The 25,941-nt window shown below is 45.1% G+C and carries 7 protein-coding genes; all 7 read left to right on the top strand.

Features of this window, described 5'->3' with window-relative positions; all coding sequences use genetic code 11:
- Positions 1-24: 24 nt before the first annotated feature.
- The 7 genes from AAEO56_RS11745 to AAEO56_RS11715 all read left to right on the top strand — a co-directional run bounded on the left by AAEO56_RS11745 (position 25) and on the right by AAEO56_RS11715 (position 25,929).
- A complete protein-coding gene (locus tag AAEO56_RS11745; protein WP_341697254.1) occupies positions 25-7,950 on the top strand; it encodes a choice-of-anchor J domain-containing protein in 7,926 nt (2,641 codons plus the stop codon).
- A gap of 170 nt (positions 7,951-8,120) precedes the next feature.
- Positions 8,121-14,930 (top strand): T9SS type B sorting domain-containing protein, encoded by a 6,810-nt coding sequence (locus AAEO56_RS11740; protein WP_341697253.1) that lies wholly within the window; start codon positions 8,121-8,123, stop codon positions 14,928-14,930.
- A 134-nt stretch (positions 14,931-15,064) separates the two neighbouring features.
- Positions 15,065-16,003 (top strand): PorP/SprF family type IX secretion system membrane protein, encoded by a 939-nt coding sequence (locus tag AAEO56_RS11735; protein WP_341697252.1) that lies wholly within the window; start codon positions 15,065-15,067, stop codon positions 16,001-16,003.
- A gap of 26 nt (positions 16,004-16,029) precedes the next feature.
- Positions 16,030-17,895 carry an OmpA family protein gene (locus tag AAEO56_RS11730; protein ID WP_341697251.1) on the top strand — a complete coding sequence of 622 codons (1,866 nt, stop codon included), beginning with the start codon at positions 16,030-16,032 and terminating at the stop codon, positions 17,893-17,895.
- Between the two features lie 1,410 nt (positions 17,896-19,305).
- Positions 19,306-19,662 carry a hypothetical protein gene (locus AAEO56_RS11725; protein WP_341697250.1) on the top strand — a complete coding sequence of 119 codons (357 nt, stop codon included), beginning with the start codon at positions 19,306-19,308 and terminating at the stop codon, positions 19,660-19,662.
- A complete protein-coding gene (locus AAEO56_RS11720; RefSeq protein WP_341697249.1) occupies positions 19,646-20,245 on the top strand; it encodes a hypothetical protein in 600 nt (199 codons plus the stop codon). Before AAEO56_RS11725 ends, AAEO56_RS11720 begins: the two co-directional genes overlap by 17 nt.
- Positions 20,242-25,929: a hypothetical protein gene (locus AAEO56_RS11715; protein WP_341697248.1), complete on the top strand. Its 5,688-nt coding sequence runs from the start codon at positions 20,242-20,244 to the stop codon at positions 25,927-25,929. Before AAEO56_RS11720 ends, AAEO56_RS11715 begins: the two co-directional genes overlap by 4 nt.
- Positions 25,930-25,941 lie beyond the last annotated feature (12 nt).

The following is a 25,941-nucleotide window of genomic DNA, read 5'->3' as shown; positions in this document are numbered from 1 at the left end:
CAAATTCCAAAAGATGCTTTTATTATGAGAAAAATTACTTTAGTTGTAATGCTCGTTCTTTTCTGTAATTTTGTTCATAGCCAGGTTTGGACCGAAAACTTTGAATCCGGAATTCCGAACACGTGGGGAAAATTTACATTACTGAACGGAGCCCAGGGAACGGTTCCGGCATGGGCAAATTCGACCGCTACCACATGCCAGGGAACAACAGGCGCCACGGTTCCGACAGCCGCAATAGGCATTGGCAATACCTCCCAAGCCTGGCTGGTGAGTCCGCTGATACCTATTCCTGCTAATGCCAGTTTGAAGTTTCAGGCGAAGCAGACCTATCCGGCCCAAAATGGTTCGATCTATGAATTAAGGGTATCTACAACTTCGGCGACTGATGTGTCGACGTTTGTTCTGTTACAGACGTGGACAGAAAACACTATGAATCCGGGCAACCAGTTATCCTGCTATGAACAAACGATCACGCTTCCTGCAACATATTCCAACCAAAGTGTTTATATAGCGTTCATTAAAAAAGATACTCAGTACGGTGCCGCTGCACAGGGTGAAATATTCACTCTTGATAATATAAGGCTTTTCGAAAACTGTTACCCCGCGACCTCTGCTTCAACAAATGCTATAGGCACCAATTCAGCAAGCGCAGTAGTTGTAGGTACAACATCGGGAGTTTGGGAAGTTGCGGTTATAGAAGGTACAGGTGCCGCCAATAGTGGTGTAGTGACACACTCGGGAGCATCTCCTGTATCATTGACAGGGCTGAACCCGTCTACTGCTTATACGTGCTATATACGATCAAATTGTGGCTCCAGCCAAAGTACATGGATAGGGCCATACAATTTTTCTACGCTCCAGGCAGCTACAGGTTTGCCTTTTAATGATAATTTTGAATCGGGTACAGTAGGGTGGACCCTGGTTAACGGAACACAGCTGAACAAGTGGTTCGTTGGAAATGCTGCCAGTGCAGGTGGCCAAAGATCATTATATATAAGTAATGATGAAGGCGTATCTAACGCTTATACGCTTACTCAAAATTCTACCGTTCATGCCTATCGCGAAATAATTATCCCTGCCGGCACTCAACAGGTAGGTATTTCATTCAATTGGCGGGGAACAGGCGATGTTAATGATTATTTTTCTGTTTGGGCTGTCCCGGCTACGTTTAGTCCGGTTGCGGGTACAGCAATAACGGCCGCGGCAAACCGTATAAAAATAGGAGACAAGTTTAATAATTCTTCCCAATACCAGTCCTACGGCTATATGCTGAATACCTCGCAGTTCGCAGGACAGAACATGAGGCTCGTTTTTGAATGGCGTAATAATGCTGCGGGTGGTGTTCAGCCGCCTGCCTCCGTTGATAATGTAAATGTTCAGTTATTGACCTGCCTTGTACCCACTGCCATTACATTTGGTGCAATTACGCAAACTACTGCAACGGTTTCATGGACGCAGTCGGGTAGTGCTACCGGCTGGGAGGTTTTGGTCCTGCCAACAGGCTCGCCATGGCCGGAGAGTAATGCAACAGGCGTAATTAGTGCGACTACGGCTTCACAGGGACTAATCAACTTAAACCCTACTTCGGGTTATGATGTATATGTTAGGGCTGTCTGTTCAGCATCAGATAAAAGCTTATGGGGAAAAGCGACTGCTCCTCTGCTAACCTTATGCGGAACGATCCCAACACCATTCACAGAGACATTCAATTCTAACTCAGTGAGTGACGCATGCTGGACTGTAAACGATGCAAATGCAGACAACCTTACCTGGAACCGGAATGCCACCTTCGGCATGTATGAGGGAGACCAACTGGCAACCATTACTAAATACTGGAACTCAACCAGCAATAACGACTGGCTGATAAGCCCAACGATCAACCTGGCGCCAAACCAGCGCCTGAAATTTCGCTATCGTGTAGTATCTGCGTCTTATGTTACTGACCTGAAAGTCCTGTTGTCTACCACCGGCCCGGCAATTGCCAACTTTACGAACGTACTGATGCCGCAGCAGACTATTTCAAACACCCAATACGACCAGAAGATCATTTACCTTGATGCTTTTTCAGGGCCGGTTAACATTGCTTTTCAGGTTCCGAATGTAAGCACCAACTCCTGGACGCTGTATATTGACGAGGTTATCATTGAGGATATACCCGAATGTCCGGCACCTATCGCCCTTACTGCTTCAAATTTTGATAACAACAGCGCCACGCTCTCATGGACGCCTGGATATCAGGAGACACAATGGCAGGTGGCGGTACAGCCTGCTAATTCAGGTATGCCTGCCGGTAACGGTGTGCTTGTTTCTGTTCCTTCATACACTCCGTCCACACTGGACACCGCTACATTATACGAATATTATGTAAGGGCATATTGCTCGGCTACGGATCAAAGTGAATGGGTGGGGCCATTTACGTTCAATACCTTGGTATGTGAGGCAGCAGACAGGTGTAATTATAGTTTTATGGTAAAGGCGACAACTGGAAACGGTAATTATTCCGCTCTTAATGTTTACCAGAATAACATTTTGGTAGGAACGGTCCCGATAGCCTCGCCTACAAGCACCGCTACTATAGCTATTTGTCCCAATATCCCATTCTCACTATACTGGGCATCAGCAAACTGGACCCCACTCACTGCAGAAGTACTTGTTCTTGATTCTTATGATGAAACGGTATACCATTATATAAAAGGTGTTACGCCTGATATTCTGCCTATAACAGTGCCCGTATATTCGGGGATCGGCAACTGTACCCCTTTGGATTGTCCTAAGCCACAGAATGTTGTATTGACCAGTGCTACCAGCACATCATTAACTATAGACTGGACGGAGCCCGCCGACGCGGTATCGTGGGAAATATTTGCTGTGCCGACCAGCACGAACGAAGTTGCCCCTGATGCCAATTCCGAGGGAATTATAGTATCTTACCATCCATACACTATCCCGGACCTGGTTCCCGGAACAAGGTATTCCATCTATGTCCGCTCAAAATGTGGGGATGCAGATAGCAGCAACTGGACACTGAAAGATATTTTCAACACGCTGATTACAAACGACAACTGCGATACGGCCTATGTGCTTCCGGTAAGCCCGCTGGGTTATTGCGAAACGCCTTACCATGCAACATTACAGGGTGCAACGGCATCGCCACAGGGAAATGTTTGTGGTGTGGCTGCAAATGCGAATGATGACGTTTGGTTTGAGTTTACCGCTACTGCTGCATCACATATCCTTTATATTAATAACAGGCAGGGATCCGGCACGAGCCTCAATTTGTCAAAAGTAGTCTATTCAGGCGCCTGCAATAATCTACAGCAGGTAAGCTGCACTATTGGCAATAATATACTTTATAATACCTTTTTATTCCTGCAGGGTACTAATAATAACAATGACGTGCTGCTAAATAATCTTACAGTTGGAACAACATACAAGATCAGGGTGTTCTCAAATTATGCCACGGCAAATGATACACGTTTCGATATTTGTATCGGTACTCCTGCGCCGCCCTTAGTAATTGATGAGGTAACCTATACACCGGAGCAGCTCATAACCGATGTGTTAATCGATGAGAATTGCGCGGAAGTTTCAAATATCAATTATTTTACGGGAACTAACTATGGTGCACCACATAACGGAATAGCACATTTTGCCCGCAATGGTTCCGATTTCCCTTTTGAAAGGGGTATCGTACTCTCTACCGGTAAAGCTACTAATGCCGCTGGTTACAAAACGGCTTCACAGAGCGCGTCGTATTCGCAGACGGTATCGCCATACAATATACTGTGGCTCGGTGATCAGCAGCTTTACGATTACATCATCCAAACGGGTACTTCCCCGGGACTGAACAATTTTTACAATGCCACTTCTATTGAATTCGACTTTAAGGCATACGGTACAGAGATGTCATTTGATTTCCTTTTCGCATCGGAAGATTATGGCCTGTTCCAATGCCAGTGGGGTGATGCATTCGCATTTTTCATGACCGATTCCAACGGCCAGACAGTTAATCTTGCCGTTATCCCCGAAACGACTACCCCGGTGTCGGTAACCACTATCAGGGATGCAGCATATAACTATGACCTGAATAATTCGTGTCCATCTGCGAACCCGGATAAATTCGACAAGCTTTATGATGGCTACAGGGGCCATTCCAGATACGCATGCTCTTCCAACTTTCTTGGCAATACACTGCCGATGACCGCACGTTCGGCTGTAATTCCGGGCGAGACCTACCACATTAAAATGGTTATAGCCGAAAAGAACGACGGTAACTTCGATTCTGCTATTTTTCTTGATGCCGACAGTTTTAATGTAGGCCGTATCGATCTTGGGGCCGATATGCTGGTAAGCACTAACACTGCTGTTTGTGCAGGAACAGATAAAGTTTTGGATACAGGGTTAAGCCCAACCTATTTTAACTTTGTTTGGAAACAGGATGGAGATGTGATCCCCGGCGCAACAGCTTCTGCTTATACAGTAACTGAACCTGGGATATATGAAGTTATTGCTACTGTGATCACTTCAGGATGTTCAACACAGGATACCATCGAGATTGAGTTTTATGATGACATCCGCGATATTGTCAACGCTCCGGAAGCGCTTACCCTTTGTTCGGCTACTTCAGAGGCAATTTTTAACCTCGATAACAATACGGATACGATACTGGAAAATGTAGCCATCGCCGCAGATCTTACAGTGCGTTATTTTGAAAGTTCAGCTCTTGCTGAAGTGGGTGATGACAACGATGCCATTACAGGGACATCATCGTATACTGCTGTTAACGCACACACAGTGCATGTAAGGGTAGACAATACCGTAACAGGCTGCTTTACGCTTTTTGAATTTAATACTATTGTGGTACCAAATGCACTGGCGCTTACGCAGTTTTCTTATGCAACAGCTATTTGCGCACTTTCAGGACAAAACCCCGGACCTGTCAAGCCTTTAGGTTTCACTGAAGGAGGTACTTACAGTGTTACAGCTTCCGGAATTGTGATAGATCCTGCAACAGGGATCATCGATCTGTCTCAGACTACCCCCGGCAGTTATACGGTAACTTACACGGTGCCGAATGCCGAATGCCTCACAGGCAGCCATTTCGATGCAGTTGTCGTGATCGCCCAGCCGGCTGCGCCATCTATCAGCTTTAGTTATCCTGAAAGCTGCTCACTGGCAACTAGTGCAATACCTGTATTGGCTGTGGGTTTCAATGGAGGAGGGACCTTCACATCGCCAGTACTTACAGTTGATCCGTCAACAGGTGTTGTTGCTATTGAAGGCGTTTCGCCAGGTAACTATGAAATTACTTATACTGTACCTGCTGACATAGCCAACTGTATATCGGCCGGCAGTGCTACCGCGCAGATAACGATCACTGCGCCGGCATTGCCTGAGGCATCCTTCAGTTACGCCAATGTATGTGCGCTCGAAGGATCGTCGGTACCTGTATTGCCTTCCGGATTTACGGCAGGGGGCAGCTTTAGTTCTTCAACTTTAACGGTAGATCCTGCAACAGGGATAATAGACCTAAGTGGTGTTTCACCGGGTATATACGAAGTGGCCTATACGGTCGCACAGAACGTATCTTCGTGTATAGCTGCAGGCAGCTATACCGCCCAGATAACTATAGAGCCGGCTACCACACCACAAATTTCATTTAGCTATGCTGATGCCTGCATATTGGATACCAATGCATCACCGATGCTGAATGCAGGTTTTGTTCAGGGGGGAACCTTTAGTTCCTCAACTTTGACGATTAACCCTTCTTCAGGAATGATCGATCTAAGCAATGCGACAGCAGGCCTGCACGAAGTTGTATACACGGTTGCCGCAAATACAACTACATGCGAGTTGGCAGATAGCTATACCGCAGAGATCAATATTGGAGCAGCTGCACAGCCGGTGGCCACGTTTACGTATGCCGACGCGTGCAGCCTTGATCCTGACGCTACGCCTATTGCGCCCGCAGGCTTTACTTTGGGTGGCACTTATAGTTCTGCAACTCTTACCGTAGATGCAACAACAGGGGTCATCAACATTAGTACCGCGACTGCCGGTCCACATCAGGTTACCTATACTTTGGCTGCCGATCCTGCCCTGTGCAGGGCTGCCGCCAGCCATACAGCAAGCATTACCATAAATGCTGCCGCTTCACCGCAATTAGTGTTTAGCTACGCCAATACCTGTATTCTTGATGCAGATGCGGAACCTGTATTCTCCGGAGGCTTTACTTCGGGCGGCAGCTATAGTTCTGCAACTCTAGCCGTAGATGCAACAACGGGAGTCATCGACATTAGCACCGCTACTGCCGGTGTACATCAGGTTACCTATACTTTGGCTGCCGATCCTGCCCTGTGCAGGGCTGCTGCCAGCCATACTGCGAGCATTACCATAAATGCTGCCGCTTCACCGCAATTAGCGTTTAGCTACGCCAATACCTGTATGCTTGATGCAGATGCGGAACCTGTATTGTCAGGAGGGTTTACTCCTGGCGGTAGCTACAGTTCAACCACGTTAACGGTTGATGCTTCAACAGGGATCATTGATCTGCAAGGTGTATCAGCAGGCACCTATGAGATCGTATATACGGTGGGGGAAAACACTGCAGGATGTATATCGGGTGGAAGTTACACTGCTACGATCACTATTTTAGCTGCCACATCTCCGGTGATAGCATTTAGCTATGCCGACCAATGCCAGCTGGAAACGAATGCAGCACCGATATTACCTACAGGATTCGCCCAGGGAGGAGTATTCTCTTCTGCAGCGCTTGCAGTAAATAGCACTTCGGGTATTGTTAACCTTTCGAATGTTGCAGCAGGTACTTACCAGGTTACTTATACTGTCCCTTCAAACACTGCTTTGTGTATCGAAGGCGGTACACATACTGCAAACATTACAGTAGTTGCACCGTCGGCACCAAATATGGGCTTTACCTATGATAACGTTTGCCAGGGCAGCGTTGAAGCTTTACCGGAGTTGTCAAATGACTTTACATTCGGCGGTACATTTACCTCTGCGACACTATCAGTTGATCCGGAAACGGGTGTCATAGACCTGGGTGGAGCAACAGCAGGCGATCACCAGGTTACTTATACGATGGCGCCAGATGCGGAACTATGTATTTCCGGAGGAACGCTAACTGCGACAATAGCAATAGCTCCACAAACCGTACCGAACACATCGTTCACCTACGAAGAAGCCTACTGCATGGGCGCGGGGACCGTTCAGCCGTTACTTGCACCGGGATTTGCGGGTGGGGGCACTTTTACAGCAAATGTTCCCGGCCTTGCATTAAATACTGCCGATGGATCTATAGATATTTCCGGTAGCCAGGAGGGTTCTTATACCATCACATATAACTACACCAGCCAGGACGAATGCGAGCAGGATGGTAGCAGCAGCTTCACGATCACACTTGCAAATAACATTTCGGCAGTGGTTGAGGGAGATTGCAATGCAGGGGAGTTCTATCTCGAAGCCATGCCTGCAAACGGTTCTTATGACAGCTCATCTGCCGATTACGAGTGGAGGGACGCACAAGGAACAGTACTAGGTAACGATGCTGGCTTCAATGCCTCAGACTACCTGCGGTCCAATCCTGGGATCTCCCTGCCTGTAGTGTTTACTGTAACAGTTGACACAGGGGATTGCGCTGCAACGGCAAGCTACACTCTTAATAGTGTTCTATGTGATGTTCAGCGTGGTATTTCGCCAAATGGCGATGGGGAAAATGATAGCCTGGACCTGACCGGCATGGGTGTCACCAGGTTGATAATATTTAACAGGTACGGCAAGAAGGTGTATGAGCAGCGCAACTATACCAACGAGTGGGCAGGCCAGACGGATTCAGGTGAAACGCTGTCAACAGGCACCTACTTTTACAGTATCGAATTGCAAAGCGCAGAGACCAAAACAGGCTGGATCTACGTGAACCGAGAGGACTAGATTTTTTTGAATACCATTTGATATTTGATGATGAGGGCTGGCTTGGCCCTCATCACAGTATCAAAGAAGTTGGTTTTTTAATGCCTTATAATAAATTGCTATTAAGTTGGAGCGGGTCTTTATGAAGCATATATTGCTTCGAATGGTCGCAAATGATTACAAGAGATGCTATGAAGAAGAAATTGAAATTTTTATTATGGACAGTATTGTTATTGCCGGGAATGTTTTTTGCGCAAACCGATTGCGAAAGCATCCCTGCACAATTAACTGCTGTTACCCCGTCGGATTTACAAAACGGGATTTACACCGTGGATTTTGCCCGGCCAATAGCAATGACAGCGGGTATCCAGATGCCCGGTATAGATCCTGCCCAATTGACCTACCAGTGGGATTTTGGAGGCGGGGCGGTCCTTTATGGCCAATCGGTCACATTTACATTCATTCAGGAGGGCTTGGTTACACTGACTTTGAACACCATTTATCAGGGGTGCACAACCGCGCAGGCTTATACCTTCGATGTGCAGCGGGGCGCGCCTTTTCAGCTTTACTCCCAGTATAATGGCCAATATGATTATACAGCCATAGGCAATACCTTAAACCTTCAGGCAAATGCGGGGATATTAGACAATGATGACTGTGGCGTTTTGACACAATCGTCAGCCGGGTTAAGCCTGGCACCTGGGCAGACCATAACGGCAGCATACCTGTATTGGGCAGGATCCGGACCTGCAGATCTTGACGTAAAGCTTAATAATATTGATGTTTCAGCTGAAAGAACTTTCTACTCAACAATACAATTAGGCCTGGCCAACTATAAGCCGGCCTTCGGGGCATTTGCCGATGTTACGGGTATTGTGAACAGTAGTGGTACTTATACGCTCTCTTCCCTCGATATTAGCCAAACGCTCGCCAACGACCCTACTTATTGTACTTCAGGGATTAATTTTGCGGGGTGGTCGATCGTAGTTATTTATATGGATAGTACACTTCCCTACAATCAGGTAAGCGTTTACGACGGATTTAAAACGGTGGATCAATATAGCCCCTTGCTTAATATTTATCTGGATAATCTTAACGTTGTTGATGATGCCGGTGCCAAGATCGGCTTTTTAGCGTGGGAGGGAGATATGGGCAATTCTGTTTCCGAATCGCTGAAAGTGAATAATACCGTATTGGGCAACGCCCTGAACCCGGCTGGTAATCCATTTAATAGTACCAATAGTTTTACCGGCGCATCTAACCTTTGGAATATGGATATTGATTATTACGATATTCAGAACTACATTGCCATAGGTGATACTGATCTCGATGTGGCGCTGACGACTGGCCAGGATGCTGTGATCGCAAATAATATTGTAGTTGTGGTCAATAGCGAGTTACCGGAAGCAACTATCGAGATGATTTACCACACCGGTGAAGAAATTTGTGGCAATCGTGACATACAGGTCATTTATATGGCAAAGAATGACAATAGTACCGATGTGCTGCCCTTTGGCACACCTATTTCCATTTATGCTGATGGCCTGCTTGTGGGATCAGCTGCCACTACCGCTACAATTCCCATTGGTGGATTTGAAGTGGGCAACGTAACAGTTACATTACCACCCGAAGTGCCTTCAGCCTTCGATCTTAGCGTGGTAATTGACGATGATGGGACAGGTACCGGAACGGTACGCGAGATCAATGAAAACAATAACACCTTTACCGAGCAAATCATACTTAGGGAAGGTATTGAGCCTCACACCGTATCACCGCTAACAGCATGTCATATCAATACGGCTTTTGAAGCGGTTTTTGACCTGGCGGATGCTGTTATCCCTGTTGACGGCTATAGCTATGATTTCTACAGCACATACGATCTTGCTGAAGCAGAGGGTACGGCAATCGACAACCCCTCGCAATACCAATCTGCTGATGCTACTGTATATGTCAGAATAGTTGATGAGCTGTTTCCCTCATGCTACGACATTGAGCCTATCGTGCTTACTGTCGACCGCGGGCCGTTACATAATGGCCCCTTTAGCTATGTTCTTTGCGAGGATATCGGCAGTACCAATACTGCTATAGTGTCACAACTTACAGTATTGGCACAAGGGCTGAGAGATAGTGCATCAAACGAAGTTCCTCTTTTGAGTGAAGCAAATGAGGATAGCGATCTGAATAACTACACTATTTCTTATCACGCATCATGGAGTGATGCTCTTGCGGGCGACGATGCTATAGGGGATGGGTATGAAGCTACAGATGGTGGGCTCATTTACATTAGGATAGTGCATAATTCAGAAGGAAGCTGCCCGTCGGTTGCGCTCCTTACATTTGAGATAAATAACATAATTACAGCATCGCCCGAACCTCTTTGGGTTTGTGGACAGGGAACATCGCCTGAAACCGGAATTTTTAACCTCTCTGAAAAAACAGATGAGATTACAGCAGGCGATGCGAGTCTCATAGTGCGTTACTATGGCTCATACAACGACGCCATAGAAGGAGGGGATAATGACTTGCCACAGGCCTCATATACAGCTCCCGATATGACCGAAGTATATGCGTTAGCAGAAGACCCCATTTTAGGTTGCCGGAGTATAGAGCCTTTGCAGTTGCGGGCTGTGTTGCTTCCTCAGGCGCAAACACCTGCTGTGCTGCATGAGTGCGATACGGATGGGGACGGACAGGCGGTTTTTAATCTTGATCCTTTGCTGGCGCAGGTGGCCTCGGAATCGGGCAGTAACCAAATTCGCGTTTATAGTTCTTATTCAGGGGCTATTAATGCGGTAGATACGGATCGGGTAACAGATACACAAGCCTATTTAAGCCAGGCTGTATTCGGGATACAGACACTTTACATCCGTTTGGAATCGACATCGGGCACATTAACATGCCCTAATGTGTTGGAATTGCATCTACAGGTTGATTCTTCCCCTCAAATTACTGTTCCTGCACCCTATGCTGTTTGTGATAATGGACCTGATCAAACCGATGGGTTGGCCAGCTTTGATCTTTTGGCGCTTAACCCCATCATACTTGCCGGATTGGATGAAAATGATTATACCCTCAGTTACCATACAGGAAATTTTCAAAATGCTTATGACAACGAGCTTGGTATTACCGATCCTTCAGCCCATAGCAGCGGGACCGGCACAATTTGGGCGCGTGTGGTGTCGGTTGAAACAGGTTGCATCACAGTAGTACCTGCCGCACTTGTAGTTAATCCACTGCCATCGGTCAATACCGATTTGCCGGCCTATGTATCTTGTGAGGTTTCACCGGGACTTGGCCTTTTCAATCTTGATGCAATCCGGTTGGATATCCTTGGCAATAGCCCGGGAGTAGCTGTGTCGTTTTATCAGGATCAGGATGCTGCGGTCAGTGGGGTTGGCGCGGCAGAAAATACACCCTACCAGGGCGCTACAGGAACACTGTATGCCAGGGTCGCTTACACGGCCACATTGTGCGCGCAGGTGATATCGGTAAGCCTCGAAGTACTGGCAGCTACAACTGTCGCAGCGCCCGAGCCCATTTCAGAATGTGACCTTGATGGTGATACTGTGGCAACGTTCGATTTAGACCCGGTTATAGCGCAGATCAGCGGGCAGGCCGGTACAAACATGGTAAGCGTATATGAAACCTATGATGATGCTTTCCATTCGGCTATTAATAATAGGATAGTTGATACTGATGCATATGAAAATATAGAAACGGATGGTTCGCAGCTTTTGTATATAAGAGTGGATTTCCCTGCCAGCCAAAGCAGTTGCTTCGACATCGTAGAGCTTCAGCTGATAGTACACCCTGTCCCGGTAGCTACCGAGCCGGAGCCTTACGAAATGTGCGACAACGGTACCAACGATACAGATGGTATCGCCATCTTTGACCTTACAATACTGGAAGAGGGAATACTGGTTACACAGGACGCTGGACAGTTTACAGTTACCTTCAATAATGGCGTTGGGCAGATAGCAAACCCTGCCAGCTACAACAGCGCAAGTGATGTGATTATCGCAAGGGTGAACAACAATGCCACAGGCTGCTTTAAAGAGGTGGACGTAGCCCTTATCGTAAACCCGCTTCCGGTAGCCAACGACCCTGATCCGTACACACTTTGCGATAGCAACAATCCGGGCGATGAGAGGGAGGTATTTGACCTTACTACGAAGACAGAAGAGGTCATAGGATTGCAGGACGGCATCAATGTGACATTTTTTAAAGTGTATGAAGATGCCGTTGCAGGCACCGGCCCAAGCCGGATACTGAACCCTGAAGCTTATACCAATACATCAGCAGTAGAGACGATATTCGTAAGGGTAACCGTAGAAGAAACCGGCTGCTACAGGATCGTGCTGCTCGATGTGAGGGTAGAGCCTATACCGGTATTGGTGATGCCAACAGCTGAAGAACTAACCGTATGCGACACCACCGGCCTTGGCATTGGGGTATTCGACCTGGAAGCCCTTGTGGAGGACATGGTCAATGGTGCTACTGACATTGAAGTGAGTTTCCATACCACCTATCAGGATGCTATCGGCGGCAACAACCCGATAACAGAAGACCTTGCGAACTACCATAACGTTAACCCTTTTGCACAGTTCCTTTACGTCAGGGTAGTGAACAGCACCACAGGATGCACAAGGCTGGAGCCGTATGTGTTGTCGTTGGTGGTAGAACCTGCACCACAGGTTCCGGAACACCTTGAGGACCTGGTGCAGTGCGACGATCGGGATGCCAACGGCCAGGACAACAAAGCCTACTTTGACCTTACCGTACAGGATGCAGTGGTACATGATGCCCTTGGCACAACGCCTGCTACGCTTACCATACATTACTTTACCAGCGAGGCCAATGCAGGTAACGGCGCACCGCGGATCACCAACCCTGCGCATTACTATGGCGCAGGTGGGCAAACGATATGGGTAAGGGTAGAGACACCGGATACAGGATGCTTTAGCATAACTACATTCCAGCTATTCCTGGACAGGCCGCTGCTTCTTGCAACGCCAACCGTGCTGGCACTATGTAATGAAAGCCTGGATCCGGAAGGCAACGACGGGCAAACCCAATTCGACCTTACAGTAAAAGACGAGGAGATACTTGGTGAATTTGGTATAGGGCAGGGGATGACGGTGGCCTATTTTGAGGCTGACCCAAGGGTTGATCCAATGGCAGTACCAATTGATAACCCTACTGCTTACACCAACCCACCACCACCGCTGGGCAACCCGAAAACCTTGTTCGTGATGGTGACGACACCGGAGGGCTGTAAAAGTTATACCACACTTACGATAAAAGTACTTCCTTTACCCGAGCCGGACAAGGATGCAAGCCCGCTGGTATTGTGTGATGACAACAATTCGCCTGACGGAATGGAACTATTTAACCTTACCGATGCCGCAGCGGATATCCGTAACAATGATACTACCATGGTACTGACTTATTATGAATCTTTTGACGATGCGAACAACAGGGAGAACCAGATAGTGAACATTACGAACTATAACAGCGGCAGTGCAACGATATGGGTGAGGGCTGAGACCAATACCGGCAATGCTGCCGACCCTGTCTGCTACCAGGTAGTGTCCTTTGAGCTTATCGTGAACCCGCTGCCCGAGCTGGGTGAGGCCGGAGTGATAGCGCCATACGCGATATGTGAGCAAAACACTGATGGCATCGCTACCTTCGACTTCAACACCCACATGGATGAAATACTGGGTGAAGATGCCGACCCGGCTGACTACACCATTACCTTCCACAGGACAGAGGCTGACCGCCTTGCCGGGATCGCCATGCCGTACATTTACACCAACACCAGCTCGCCGAATATCCAGAACATCATCGTACAGGTGATAAACAAGGACACAGGCTGTACCAATTGGGCACCGCTTACCCTGCTCGTTGAAGAAGCAGCGACAGCCAACCCTGTTACCGAAACGTTCTTTGAGTGCGACTATGACGGTACCAACGATGGTAGGTTCACCTTCGATTTGACAAGGGCTGACGATGATGCCCTTGGTACGCAGAACCCTGCGGACTACAGCGTAACCTATTACACCAGCCTTGAGGATGCTGAAGCAGGTGACAATGCCATTCCCAACCCAACGGCGTTCCAAAACACACCGGAGTACCAAATGATATGGGTACGGGTAACCAACGAGGCGACTGTAAGTGGCTGTAACGACATCACCACACTGGAGCTGTTCGTGGAGCGCATCCCGGAACCGTTGCTTAAAACTGACCATACCACCGTGTGTATCGACTATAGGACCGAAGAAAATGTACGTCCTGCTATAATAGATTCCGGCCTTGATACTACACATACCTTTGTATGGTTCAAAGACGCTGTTGAGATCGTTGGACAGACAGGACCAATGCTTACAGCAACTGAGCCAGGAAACTATACGGTGATAGCCACCAGCGCTACAGGTTGTGTGTCGGATCCGATAGCTCCGGTAACTATAGAGAAAAGCGGCCCTGCCGGCCCTATCGGGCACGGCTTTGTGGTGGGTAACCCATTTGGTGAGGCCCAGGTGGTGACCGTGCTTGCAGAAGGCTTTGGTGACTACCAATACAGCCTTGACAACGGCCCATGGCAGAACTCCAATGTGTTCGAAAACGTATCGCCTTACCAACCGCATACCATATATGTAAGGGATACCGCAACGGCCGACCCATGTAACGACCTTTACCTTATGCTTGACCTTGATGGGGTGAGTCCGATAGGCTACCCGAACTTCTTCACACCGAACGGTGACAGCTACCATGACACCTGGAACATCTTCGGGCTGGATACCGATGAGAACAGGGATGCGAAGATCTACATCTTCGACCGCTACGGTAAACTGCTCAAACAGATAAGCGCCGCAGGAGCAGGGTGGGACGGAACCTACAATGGCCAGCCGATGCCCGGGGATGACTACTGGTTTACTGTAGCATACACCTTTAACGGGGAAGCAAGGGAATTCAAAGCCCACTTTGCCCTGAAACGATAATGTAAAAGAAAAACGAATGAAATAGTAATATCCGTGCCGCAGGGAAAGATCAGTTTTATATTTATGTAGTAGTTTTTGTATAACAAGATTTTTGCGGCCGGTATTGCTTATAGTAAAATAATAAATTAACCAATATGAATAGAATTTACCTTGCAGCATTATTGGCTCTTGGTGGGTTGCTGGACGCTACGGCGCAGCAGGACCCGCACTACACGCAGTACATGTACAACATGAACGTGATCAACCCGGCGTATGCAGGCTCAAAGGAAAACCTTGCCTTTGGACTGTTGTATCGCAAGCAGTGGGTTGACATCCAGGATTCCCCGAGTACGGGCACCTTTTCGGGGCACAGCCCTGTGGGGAAAAATGTAGGCCTTGGCTTATCGGCGATAGTCGATGAGATCGGCCCGGTACAGGAGACCAACCTGTATGCCGACTTCTCCTACACCCTTAAGCTGGGCGGCGAGCACAAGCTTGCCCTTGGATTAAAAGCGGGACTCACGTTCCACGACGTAGGATTGTATGACGACATTGGGAACGGCTATGTGCCGGACCCGAATGACCCTGCGTTTGCAGAGAACGTAAACAATACCTACTTCAATGTGGGTACGGGCGTTTTCTACTACACCCAAAACTACTACTTGGCTTTCTCGGTACCGAACATGCTTAAGAGCAAGCACCTTAACGTAAGGTCGGACAACGGGCAGGACCTTGAGTTCGGATCTGAAGTGTCGCATTACTTTTTAACGGGTGGATATGTGTTTGAGATTGGCGATAACTTCAAGCTGAAGCCATCGTTCATGGTGAAGTCGGCCTTTGGCGTAGACCCGTCCATCGACGGCTCGCTGAACGCGCTATTCTTCAACAAGTTCGAGATCGGCGCGACCTACAGGCTGGATGACTCCTTTGGCGGCATGGTAAACTATGCCATTACCCCGAATCTGAGGATCGGCTATGCGTACGACCACATCGTATCGGACCTGAAAGTGACCACCCCTGCCTCGCACGAGGTGATGTTGCTGTTCGATGTGAACTTCCCGAAAAAAGTATCACGTTCACCACGTTATTTCTAACCTAAAGCGACATAATAAGATAAGACATGAAGAATTTATATATTACCCTTAGTTTTATGCTCGCCAGTATGGCAGTAACGGCGCAGACCAAAGATACGGAGGAGGCCGACAAGCTTTATGCGCGCTTTGAGTATGTGGAAGCGGCAGAGGCTTACCAGAAGATCGACAAGAAAGACCCTTATGTGTACGGTCAGATTGCCGACAGCTACTACAACGTGTTTAACAGCAAAGAAGCGGTAAAGTGGTATGCCAGGGCTACCGAGACCAGCCAGGATGCCGAAGTATACTACCGCTATGCACAGATGCTGAAAGCAGAAGGCAACTATGAGGGCGCCAATGCGCAGATGCAGAAATTTGCATCAATGGCCCCGGGCGACCAAAGGGCGGTGGAGTTCAAAAAGGACCCCAACTACCTTCCGAAGCTCAGGAACCAGGCAAAATTGTTCGATGAGAAGGCCCTTGACATCAACGACAAGAAATACGGATCGTTCGGAGCCATGCTCCACGACGACAACACGCTGTACTTTACCAGCGCCAGGAATACCTCAAGAAGGACCTATGGCTGGAGCGAGGAGCCTTACCTTGACATGTATACGGCAACTTACAACGCCAACGGCACCTACAGCGAGGCAGTAGCCCTTCCGGGAGTTAACTCCAGGTACCACGATGGCCCTGCGGCGGTAACAGCCGACGGCAACACCATGTTTTTCGCAAGCGAGAGCTTCAAGGAGCGCAAGGAGTACCAGAGGGATGCCGAGAACAACCTTAAGGTAGGCCAGGTATGGCTTTTCATGGCAAAAAAGAAAGATGGCAAGTGGGGCGATATCGAGCCGCTTCCGTTCAACGACAAGAAATGGTCAACCGGCAACCCTTCGATCAGTAAGGACGGCAAGACCTTGTACTTCTCTTCCGACAGGGAAGGCACCCTTGGCGGAAACGACATCTGGAAAGTGGATGTAAATGGCGACAGCTATGGCGAGCCGGTAAACCTTGGCCCGAAAGTGAACACCGCAGGACGCGAAAGCTTCCCGTTCATCACCGATGAGAACCACCTGTATTTCTCTTCCGACGGACGCAAAGGCTTCGGCTCACTGGATGTGTTCAGGATCGACCTGAAGAAGAACGATGAGGCCGTCAACATCGGTGCGCCTGTGAATGGTGAGAAGGATGACTTTGCCTTTACCTTCAACGTAAAGAACAACATCGGTTTCTTCTCCAGTAACCGCGACGGCTTCGACAAGATCTACAGCGCTACCCCGGTATGCGGCGTAGAGGCGATAGTACAGGTAAGGGACAAAAAGACCCTGCAGCCCCTTGGTGGTGCCAGGGTAGCGATACTTGACGATAAGAACAACGTGATCGAGACCAGGACAGCCGATGCCCAGGGTATGGTGACCTATAACATTGACTGTGACAGGCCGTTCAGCCTACAGGGAAGCAAGGAGCAGTACAGCAATGGTACTGCCAAAATTCCGGCAGGCAAGGGGCCACAGGCCAAAGTATTTGTTGACCTTGACCCTATCATAGTAGTTCCGGACCAGCCGGTTGTAGAACTTGGGGATATCTTCTTTGAATTCAACAAGAGCAACATCACCAAAGAAGGCGCTTTTGTACTGGACAACTTAGTGGAAACGCTCAGGAAATACCCGGACATGGTGATCATGGTAAAAGCACATACGGACAACCGCGGGTCAGACAAGTACAACATGGCGCTGTCGAACCGCAGGGCAAAGTCTACGGTACAGTACGTGATCTCCAAAGGCATCGCCAAGGCGAGGATATCGGGTGAAGGATTTGGTGAGAGCCAGCCTAAGGTGGACTGTGGCACGGGCTGTACAGAAGAGCAGCACGCACAAAACCGCCGCTCAGAGTTCATCATCGTGAAGAAATAAGCTTTACAAACCAATCATCACCTAATAAAGGGCTGTCTCTAAAGTGAGGCAGCCCTGTTTATTTTCTTTCGACATACGCCGGATAGTAAGTGCTGGTTACGGCAAAGCGTATGATCAAGACAGCGGCAACCTGACTTATAGTGAGCTTATATGCAGAATGCGAAAACGAATGCCGTCCAGTGCTTTACTACAACCCGAGTTGATTTATTCCATGCATCGGATAGCAATAAATTAAAGAAGATCCGAAAAATATCTTGGGCAATGTCTCAGATCAATTGTGTGTGCTAAATGAATAGATGTTTTATTTTTCCTAAGTTTGTAGCGAGTATAACGTTCTTTTTAATCAAGCAACCAAGCAGGTTAAAATTGTAGCAAAATCATGGAATATTTAATCAAAAATATTTGAAACTTAGCATTCAATGGGGTTTCAAGATATGGTTCGACTCCTATCTTATGTCAATTAATTCACATTCTGTAACACAATAAAAACCTACTTAACAAAAATTAAGCAGGTTTTTTCTTCCGGTGGACTTGCCCGGACAATTTTCGAACACCTTTATTGAGGATTTGTTAGTATTGGCGAGGCTTTCGGCATAATGAATTTAGAATTTAAGATAATTTTATGGTGTGTTAAGCAATATAAAATAATGACAATATATAGTTTTAATTCTCGCACCATTGGTGCGAGAATTATTTGTTAAATTATGAAGTGCAGTCTTAATATTAGTTAGATTTATTAAATAATCTTTTAGTATTTCCCGCGTAATGTATATCAATATAATTTTATGTGTATTCAACAAAGTGTGTGTTTATAATACACCTAATGAAAATTTATGGATGGTGCGTGTAATAAGTTTATGGCAAATTCATGGCAAATAGTTTTCGTAGTATTTGACTTTCATTTTTACAAACGTTTAAATGAATAGGTTCGACTATGTTCCCCTCCCGAACAGGAATTTTTAGACGAACAGATGTGGATTTCACTCGTGTCATGATAGCCATATTTTCATTTCATAATGTTCCTAACACTATAAAGTTGGATTATAAATATGACACGCTTCTATTCCCAACAGTTAATTATCTAATAACTTGAAATTTGCTAAACCGTTAGCCTATAGTTTGATCCAAATTAATATTAATTACAAAATTTAATTATCTACCGGGTTAATGTTAATATATTATCATTTTTTTGATTAAATTAATTAGTGAATAGCTGTTAATTAATTTAAATATATATTTGTAATATTCTTAACAAATATTTTGTAATGATTTATGGTTTCAAAAAAAATAATCTTATTTCTAATTATTAGTAATGCTTGCTTAATTATTCTATTGTCATTTTTAGTTTTTTGTAATAGAGATAGTTCAATTGTATATGTAGACAACTTAAAAGTATTTCAAAATTTCAATATGACTATTGAAATGAAGAAAAGTGGAGAGCGGGAATTGCAGATCAGGAAACAAGCCGTTGACAGCCTCTATAGATTAGTGACTGATTCCTCTTACAGTCATGATGAATCCCTTATGAATAAATTCATCTTTGAAAAAGAACAATTAGAAATTTTCACGAACAATTTCACCAATAATGAATCTGTGAAAATTTGGAGTAGGATAAGTAATTATGCTAAAGAATTTTCTAAACAAAATAGTTTCAGATTTATTCTGGGTATGCAGACTAATGAAAATATTCTGTATGGTGACGAACATCAAAATGTAACTGATTCGTTTATTAAATATATAAATGAAAAGTATGAAGGAGGTAAATAGTGCTATTATTATGATTATAGTATTAGCATTATTCATTAGTTGTAAAGATGATACTGCTATAGATGACAGTAAAATAAGAACCCGCTATTTTAATCTTGAAAAGTATGGATGGAAGACGAGGGAGCACACACAAAAAGTAGATCGCATAAGTTTTAAGGCTGCTGAAGTTCCTGTGGCTTATTATATTCTTAATAATAAAGGCAATGATAATCTTTTTGAGATTGATTCTATTGAAAAGGCAAATAATAGTGAACGAATAATTGAATTTAATTTTTCTGATGATGAGGAAAAGGATTTGCTGAATCAGGAATTCACGGGGATGGAATATGATGATGCTGTAAAATATATGTCGTTTTCAATTAATAAGGATTTTTATGTGGTTACATCCAAAAAAGATACTATACCCTGTTCCGGGATTGTTTTTGAGAGGAGCTTTAAAGTTGCACCAATCCATAAACTACTATTGTTCTTTGGAAATATAAAACCCAAAGATAAAATCCAGTTAATATACAATGATCAACTATTCGGTAAGGGAATATTAAAATTTAAATTCGAGCAACCTATAATCAGAGCGGAATTATGATTAAGACCATCAGAACCAGCAAAGCATCAAAAATTATTGCCTCCTATCTTGCATTAATGATATTTCTTGAAATTACAGCTCCTATGTGTGCATACGCGCTTACAGGCGGCCCTTCGCAGCCTGAATTTGAATCATTTACGCCTATTGGGACATCAGACATGGTAGATCTTTCCAGTGGTGATTTTAGTTATAATATTCCTATCATGGACGTAGGAGGCTATCCGATTAACCTTGCTTATAATTCTAATATTACGATGGACCAAGAAGCATCATGGGTTGGTTTAGGTTGGGATTTGAATGTCGGCCAGATATCAAGGCAATTGCGCGGCCTCCCTGACGATTTTTCGGGCGATGAGATGTTCTATGAAAATAATATGAAAAAGAATGTAACGGTTGGGGCCAATTTCAACGTGTTCAGTACTTTGTTTGGCGCGGAAAATACTCCCGTACAGGGGGTAGGAGAATCTCCAACGCCACCGCCACCGCCGCCACCACCAGTAGAGGGTGAAACTCCCGCTGCTCCGGAAAGTGGCTCTCCTTTCAACGGAAGCATAGGCTTTGGTACAACATTTAATAATTATGATGGTTTCGGGTTTACCGTAACAGCAGGCTTAAGTTACCAAATTTCTAATAACTTGTCTGTGGGCATGAATATGGATTCGAAAGAAGGGGTAAGTGTTAGTCCTTCCGTGTCATTTTATGAAAAAGCGATGTCAGGTCAGAAAAGAGATATCGAATTGACAAGTAGTATAGGGACGACATTAAGCAGCAGACGAGGTATTGAAACGGTGACACTTTCTGAAACCAGAAAAGTAACAAAATCATCAAAAGGCAAATCGCTTTCGGGAATCAGTGGCTCCGTTTCTTTTGCTGATGCCACTTTTACGCCTTCAAAACGTGTAGGGATGATTTCAAATAACATGACCTTTAATTTGAATATTGAAGGGGAATTTTGGGGTACCGAACCGGGAGGCTTAAAGTTTACAGGATACAGGACGACTCAGGGAATACGGGATACTGAAAAGCAAAAAATTGAGAAGGCTTACGGATATGAAAATACATATAATGCGACAGATGACAACATCCTGGATTTTAACAGGGAAAAAGACAGGACTTTTTCTTCCGGGAGTACAAGCATTCCTGTCACCAATAGTACCTACGATCTATATAGCATACAGGGCCAGGGCATTTCGGGTATGTTCAGGCCTTATAAAGGACAGGTGGGGTATGTGTATGATAATCATACCGAGGATAATTCTAATGGGCAAAGCGGTGGTGTAGAGTTAGGTGTAGGAGGTGGGGCGCACTGGGGAGCCAATATTGGTATCACAACTGCAAAAAGTTCAACCATGATTTGGAGAGGCACAAATTATGCTATACCAAAATTGGAAGAAAAAAAGTCAGGCAACAGGCCGGATTATGAAAAAGTGTTTTTTAAGAATATAGGCGGATTCCATGTAGATAATGAATATAGTCTGCTGAAGGAGAAAATGGGAAATTACGATCCTGTTCGTTTTGAAATAGGCGGCTCACCTTTTTCAAGGACTGTGGAACAACATTTTCGCAAGAAAGGATCAGCAAGTAGCCTGATAAATATTAATACACCTTTAAAAAGGGAAAAAAGACTAAGCAGGAACCAGGCGATAGAAAAACTTTCAAGAGCCCAGGCAGCTGATTATGGTATTGCAACCGACTTTAGTCCCTACTGTGTAGAAGGAAAGCATGATCACCACACCGCGGAAATTAGGATCGTGAAAGATGGTGGAGAAAGGTATGTATATGGGCGTGCGGCCTATAATGTGGTTAAAAAGGAAGCGACATTTGATATAAGCGGCCGTCCGGGAGATTGCCAAACGGGGCTGGTTAGCTATAATCCGGGAAGCGATAACAGCATTAATAACAATGCACGTGGCGACCAGTACTTTAACAGGATTACCACACCTGCTTATGCCCATAGCTATCTCCTGACAGCTGTATTATCATCCGATTATTCAGACCTGACAAATAATGGACTTACAGATGATGATTTAGGCTCCTATACAAAATTTAGCTATGATGCTAAAACAAATGACAATCTCTATAAGTGGAGAATCCCTTTCGCTAAAAAGAAAGCTAATTATGATGAGGGACTGAAAACGAGTAAAGGAGATGATAAAGCAAATTATCTATATGGCGAAAAGGAAATATTGTACATAAAAAAAATAGAAACCAAAACCCATATAGCCATATTTGATATATCATTAAGAGAAGATGGTTATGGCGTAGACAATGAAGATGGGGGGGGGACAAGGACAGGAACTACCTCCAGGATGTATAAACTTGATAAGATAAGACTGTATTCAAAACCAGAATACCTCGCTAAAGGAGATGACGCCATACCTATAAAAGTGGCACACTTTAAATATAATTATTACCTGTGCCAGGGAGTGGATAATAATCTCGGTACAAAAGACAGAAGTGAACTTAATAATCCCAAATTTACTGGAAATCAGGGAGGGAAACTTACCCTCCAGAAGGTATATTTTACTTATAGGGATTCTAACATGGGCAAGTATACCCCATACAGCTTTAATTATGGTAATAATCTTAACAGCCCATATGAAAATCCTGCTTATGACATGAAGGCCTACGATATCTGGGGCAATTTTAAACCTAATGCAGAGACTACAGGATGTGGCATATATCAGGATCTTTCCAATGCTGAATTCCCATATGTAGATCAAAATAAGGAAACGGCAGACCAGTATGCCACAGCATGGCTTATGCGGAGCATAGACCTGCCATCTGGCGGTCGCATAGAGATTGAATTTGAATCAGACGATTACAGGTATGTACAGGATAAGGAAGTAATGCAGATGTATCAGGTAACCGGGGTAGGCAAAAGTACTGACGCATTGCCAACAACTCTGAATGGTGTCAGGAACACTACGCTTTTCAATAGCATGTCAGATGAAAAAGACGTTTTATATGTGCAGCTTCCCGCAGGAACTGATATAGACAATACTGAAGTTGGCAGATCTAAATTTAAGGATAGATATATTCGCAACCTTGCAGATGAAGCCATTTACTTCAGGTTTTTGCTAAATATGTCCAAACCAAACACAGGCGCGGGCCAGCTTTATGATTACGTAACCGGTTATTTTGAACGGGGACAAAACTTGCAGGGAGATATAGATTATCGCATAACAAATGTAATAGAAGGACACCGTTATGCCGCTATACCTGTAAAATTGGTTAATAAAGGGGATGGCCTTAACGCAGATGGAAATGTAAATCCTATATCCAAAGCCGGTTGGAATTTTGGCAGGCAATACCTGCACAAATATGTTTACGACGGTAATACAGATGAATCAACAGATAATGTTGAAGAAATTATCATGGAAATACTGAACTCCGTTCCGGATCTGCTTGACATGTTTAAAAGTCCCAATCGCCAACTTATTGATAAAAAAATAGCAAGTGAATTTATCAGCGGAAAATCATGGATACGCCTTATGGCTCCCGATAGGATTAAATATGGTGGTGGAAACAGGGTTAAGCAAATTATTATGCATGACCGTTGGGACGTAATGGCGAATCATACAGATGATGATAATTATAAACAATTCTATGGTCAGCAATATACTTATGAAACAAAGGAAGGCGGTAAAGTCGTATCTTCGGGTGTAGCGGCATACGAACCTATTGGCGATAAGGAAAATCCTTTTGTACAGCCTTTTTACGATAAGAAAGAGGGAGGTAAGCTGCTTGCCCCGGAAAGCAGGAATTATATAGAGCTGCCCTTTGGCGAGTGTTTTTTTCCTGCTCCTAAGATCACATATAGTAAAGTAACTGTAAAAAACCTCCCGCGCCAGATACAGGAAGGTTCCCAAACATTCGAAGTTAAAAAGCACGCCACAGGAAGTGTTGTTACAGAATTCTATACCTCCAGAGATTATCCTACAATTGTTGATTATACAGATCTAAAGGCTTCATATGACAGGTCACACCCATTAGCCCAAATAATTAATCTAAATGTAAAAGATCATATTACACTCTCTCAGGGTTTTACTTTACATACTAATGACATGGATGGCAAGATGAAGGCCACGAGAGTTTATGCCGAAGGGCAGACAGCGGCAATCTCGGGGGCAGATTACATTTATAGTGAACAAACGGGCCAACATACTTCAGGGTTTAACCGAAACCAAGGGAAGCTTAATAATGCTGTGACCACTATTGATGCCGAAGGAAATATTGTCAACGATAATCTGGTAGGTGTCGACTATGATATAATTAATGATTTCAGGCAAAATACATCCGTCACAGAATCAGGAAGTATAAATGTAAATACTGCGTTCCTGCCTATCATAATTGGAGCACTTATAATACCTACCCCGATACCTACCTATTCCAGGCATGATAACACCATAAAAATGGCTGTCACTACAAAGGTTATCCATACATCGGGTATTTTACGGGAACAAAAAGTTTATGATGCCGGTTCGAGTGTATATACAAGGAACCTTGCCTGGGATGCGGAAACAGGGGAAGTGTTGCTAACCGAAACCGTCAATGAATACAATGACAAATACTATTCATTTAATTTTCCGGCTTACTGGGCATATAAGGCTATGGGTCAAACGGCAAAAAATGTAGGGCTTAGCTGGAAGCTCAGGCCGGTTTTCGGTACCCAAGACAAATTCAGGCTCAGTGGTGTTCATAAAGCATCAGACTATCTCATGGAGGGAGACGAAATTTGGGTAAAATTGCCAACAGAAGAATTTAAAGCTTATGTGGCAGCTATAGATAATACTAAATTTACCCTGATAACGTCGGAAGGGACTAGTATAAAAACTATGGGTATAAGTGAAGCTGACTTTACGATTGTTAGATCAGGTTTCAGGAATATGCAAGCCGCATCAATGGCATCAGTAACCTCAATGCTAAACCCACTCTATAATGGCACTACGGCACTTACCAAGCTTCCGGCAAATTTATTCAGTACCGAAACATGGGGCAATTACAGGATTGTTAATGCCTCGGCCATTGCCTATAGTGATGAATGGCCGGCACAATGCGAATGCCGCCTGCCAAGGATGCAGTTTGATGCTAATGGAAAACTGAAATTTGATTATGATGATCAATTGTTAGCCTACAACCCTTATAAGTATAACGTAAAGGGGAATTGGAGGCCGAAAATATCCTACGCCTACCTCACGGGCAGAAATTCTGAAGAAAATGCCTCGACCAGGCAATCAGGTTTCTTTAAAGATTTCATTCCATACTATATATATAATGAGGATTTAAAAAAATGGACTCCCAATTCTGATTTAAACCTTCAGAAATGGACGTATGCATCCGAAGTCAGCCAATACAACCCTTATGGCTTCGAACTGGAAAATAGGGATGCACTTGAAAGATTTTCATCGGCATTATATGGCTACAACTACAGATTCCCTGTTGCTGTCGCGGCAAATACGAGGTACAGGGAACTGGCATACGATGGCTTTGAGGATTATGATTTTAATGTTTGCGACACTACATCGCACTTTAGCTATCAGGGCGACATAAAGCCTAATAAGGTAACCATTTCATCAGTCCAGGCACATTCGGGACGGAAAAGCCTGAAGGTGGCCCCTAACAATAAGGCTACCATAAAAAAGAGGATAGTACCATGCCCTGCAACACCGGGTGCGCCTTAAATAATAACATTA

It is taken from the genome of Flavobacterium arundinis, from assembly GCF_038289855.1.
Taxonomy (GTDB): domain Bacteria; phylum Bacteroidota; class Bacteroidia; order Flavobacteriales; family Flavobacteriaceae; genus Flavobacterium; species Flavobacterium arundinis.
This window is presented reverse-complemented; position numbering and strand designations above follow the sequence as displayed.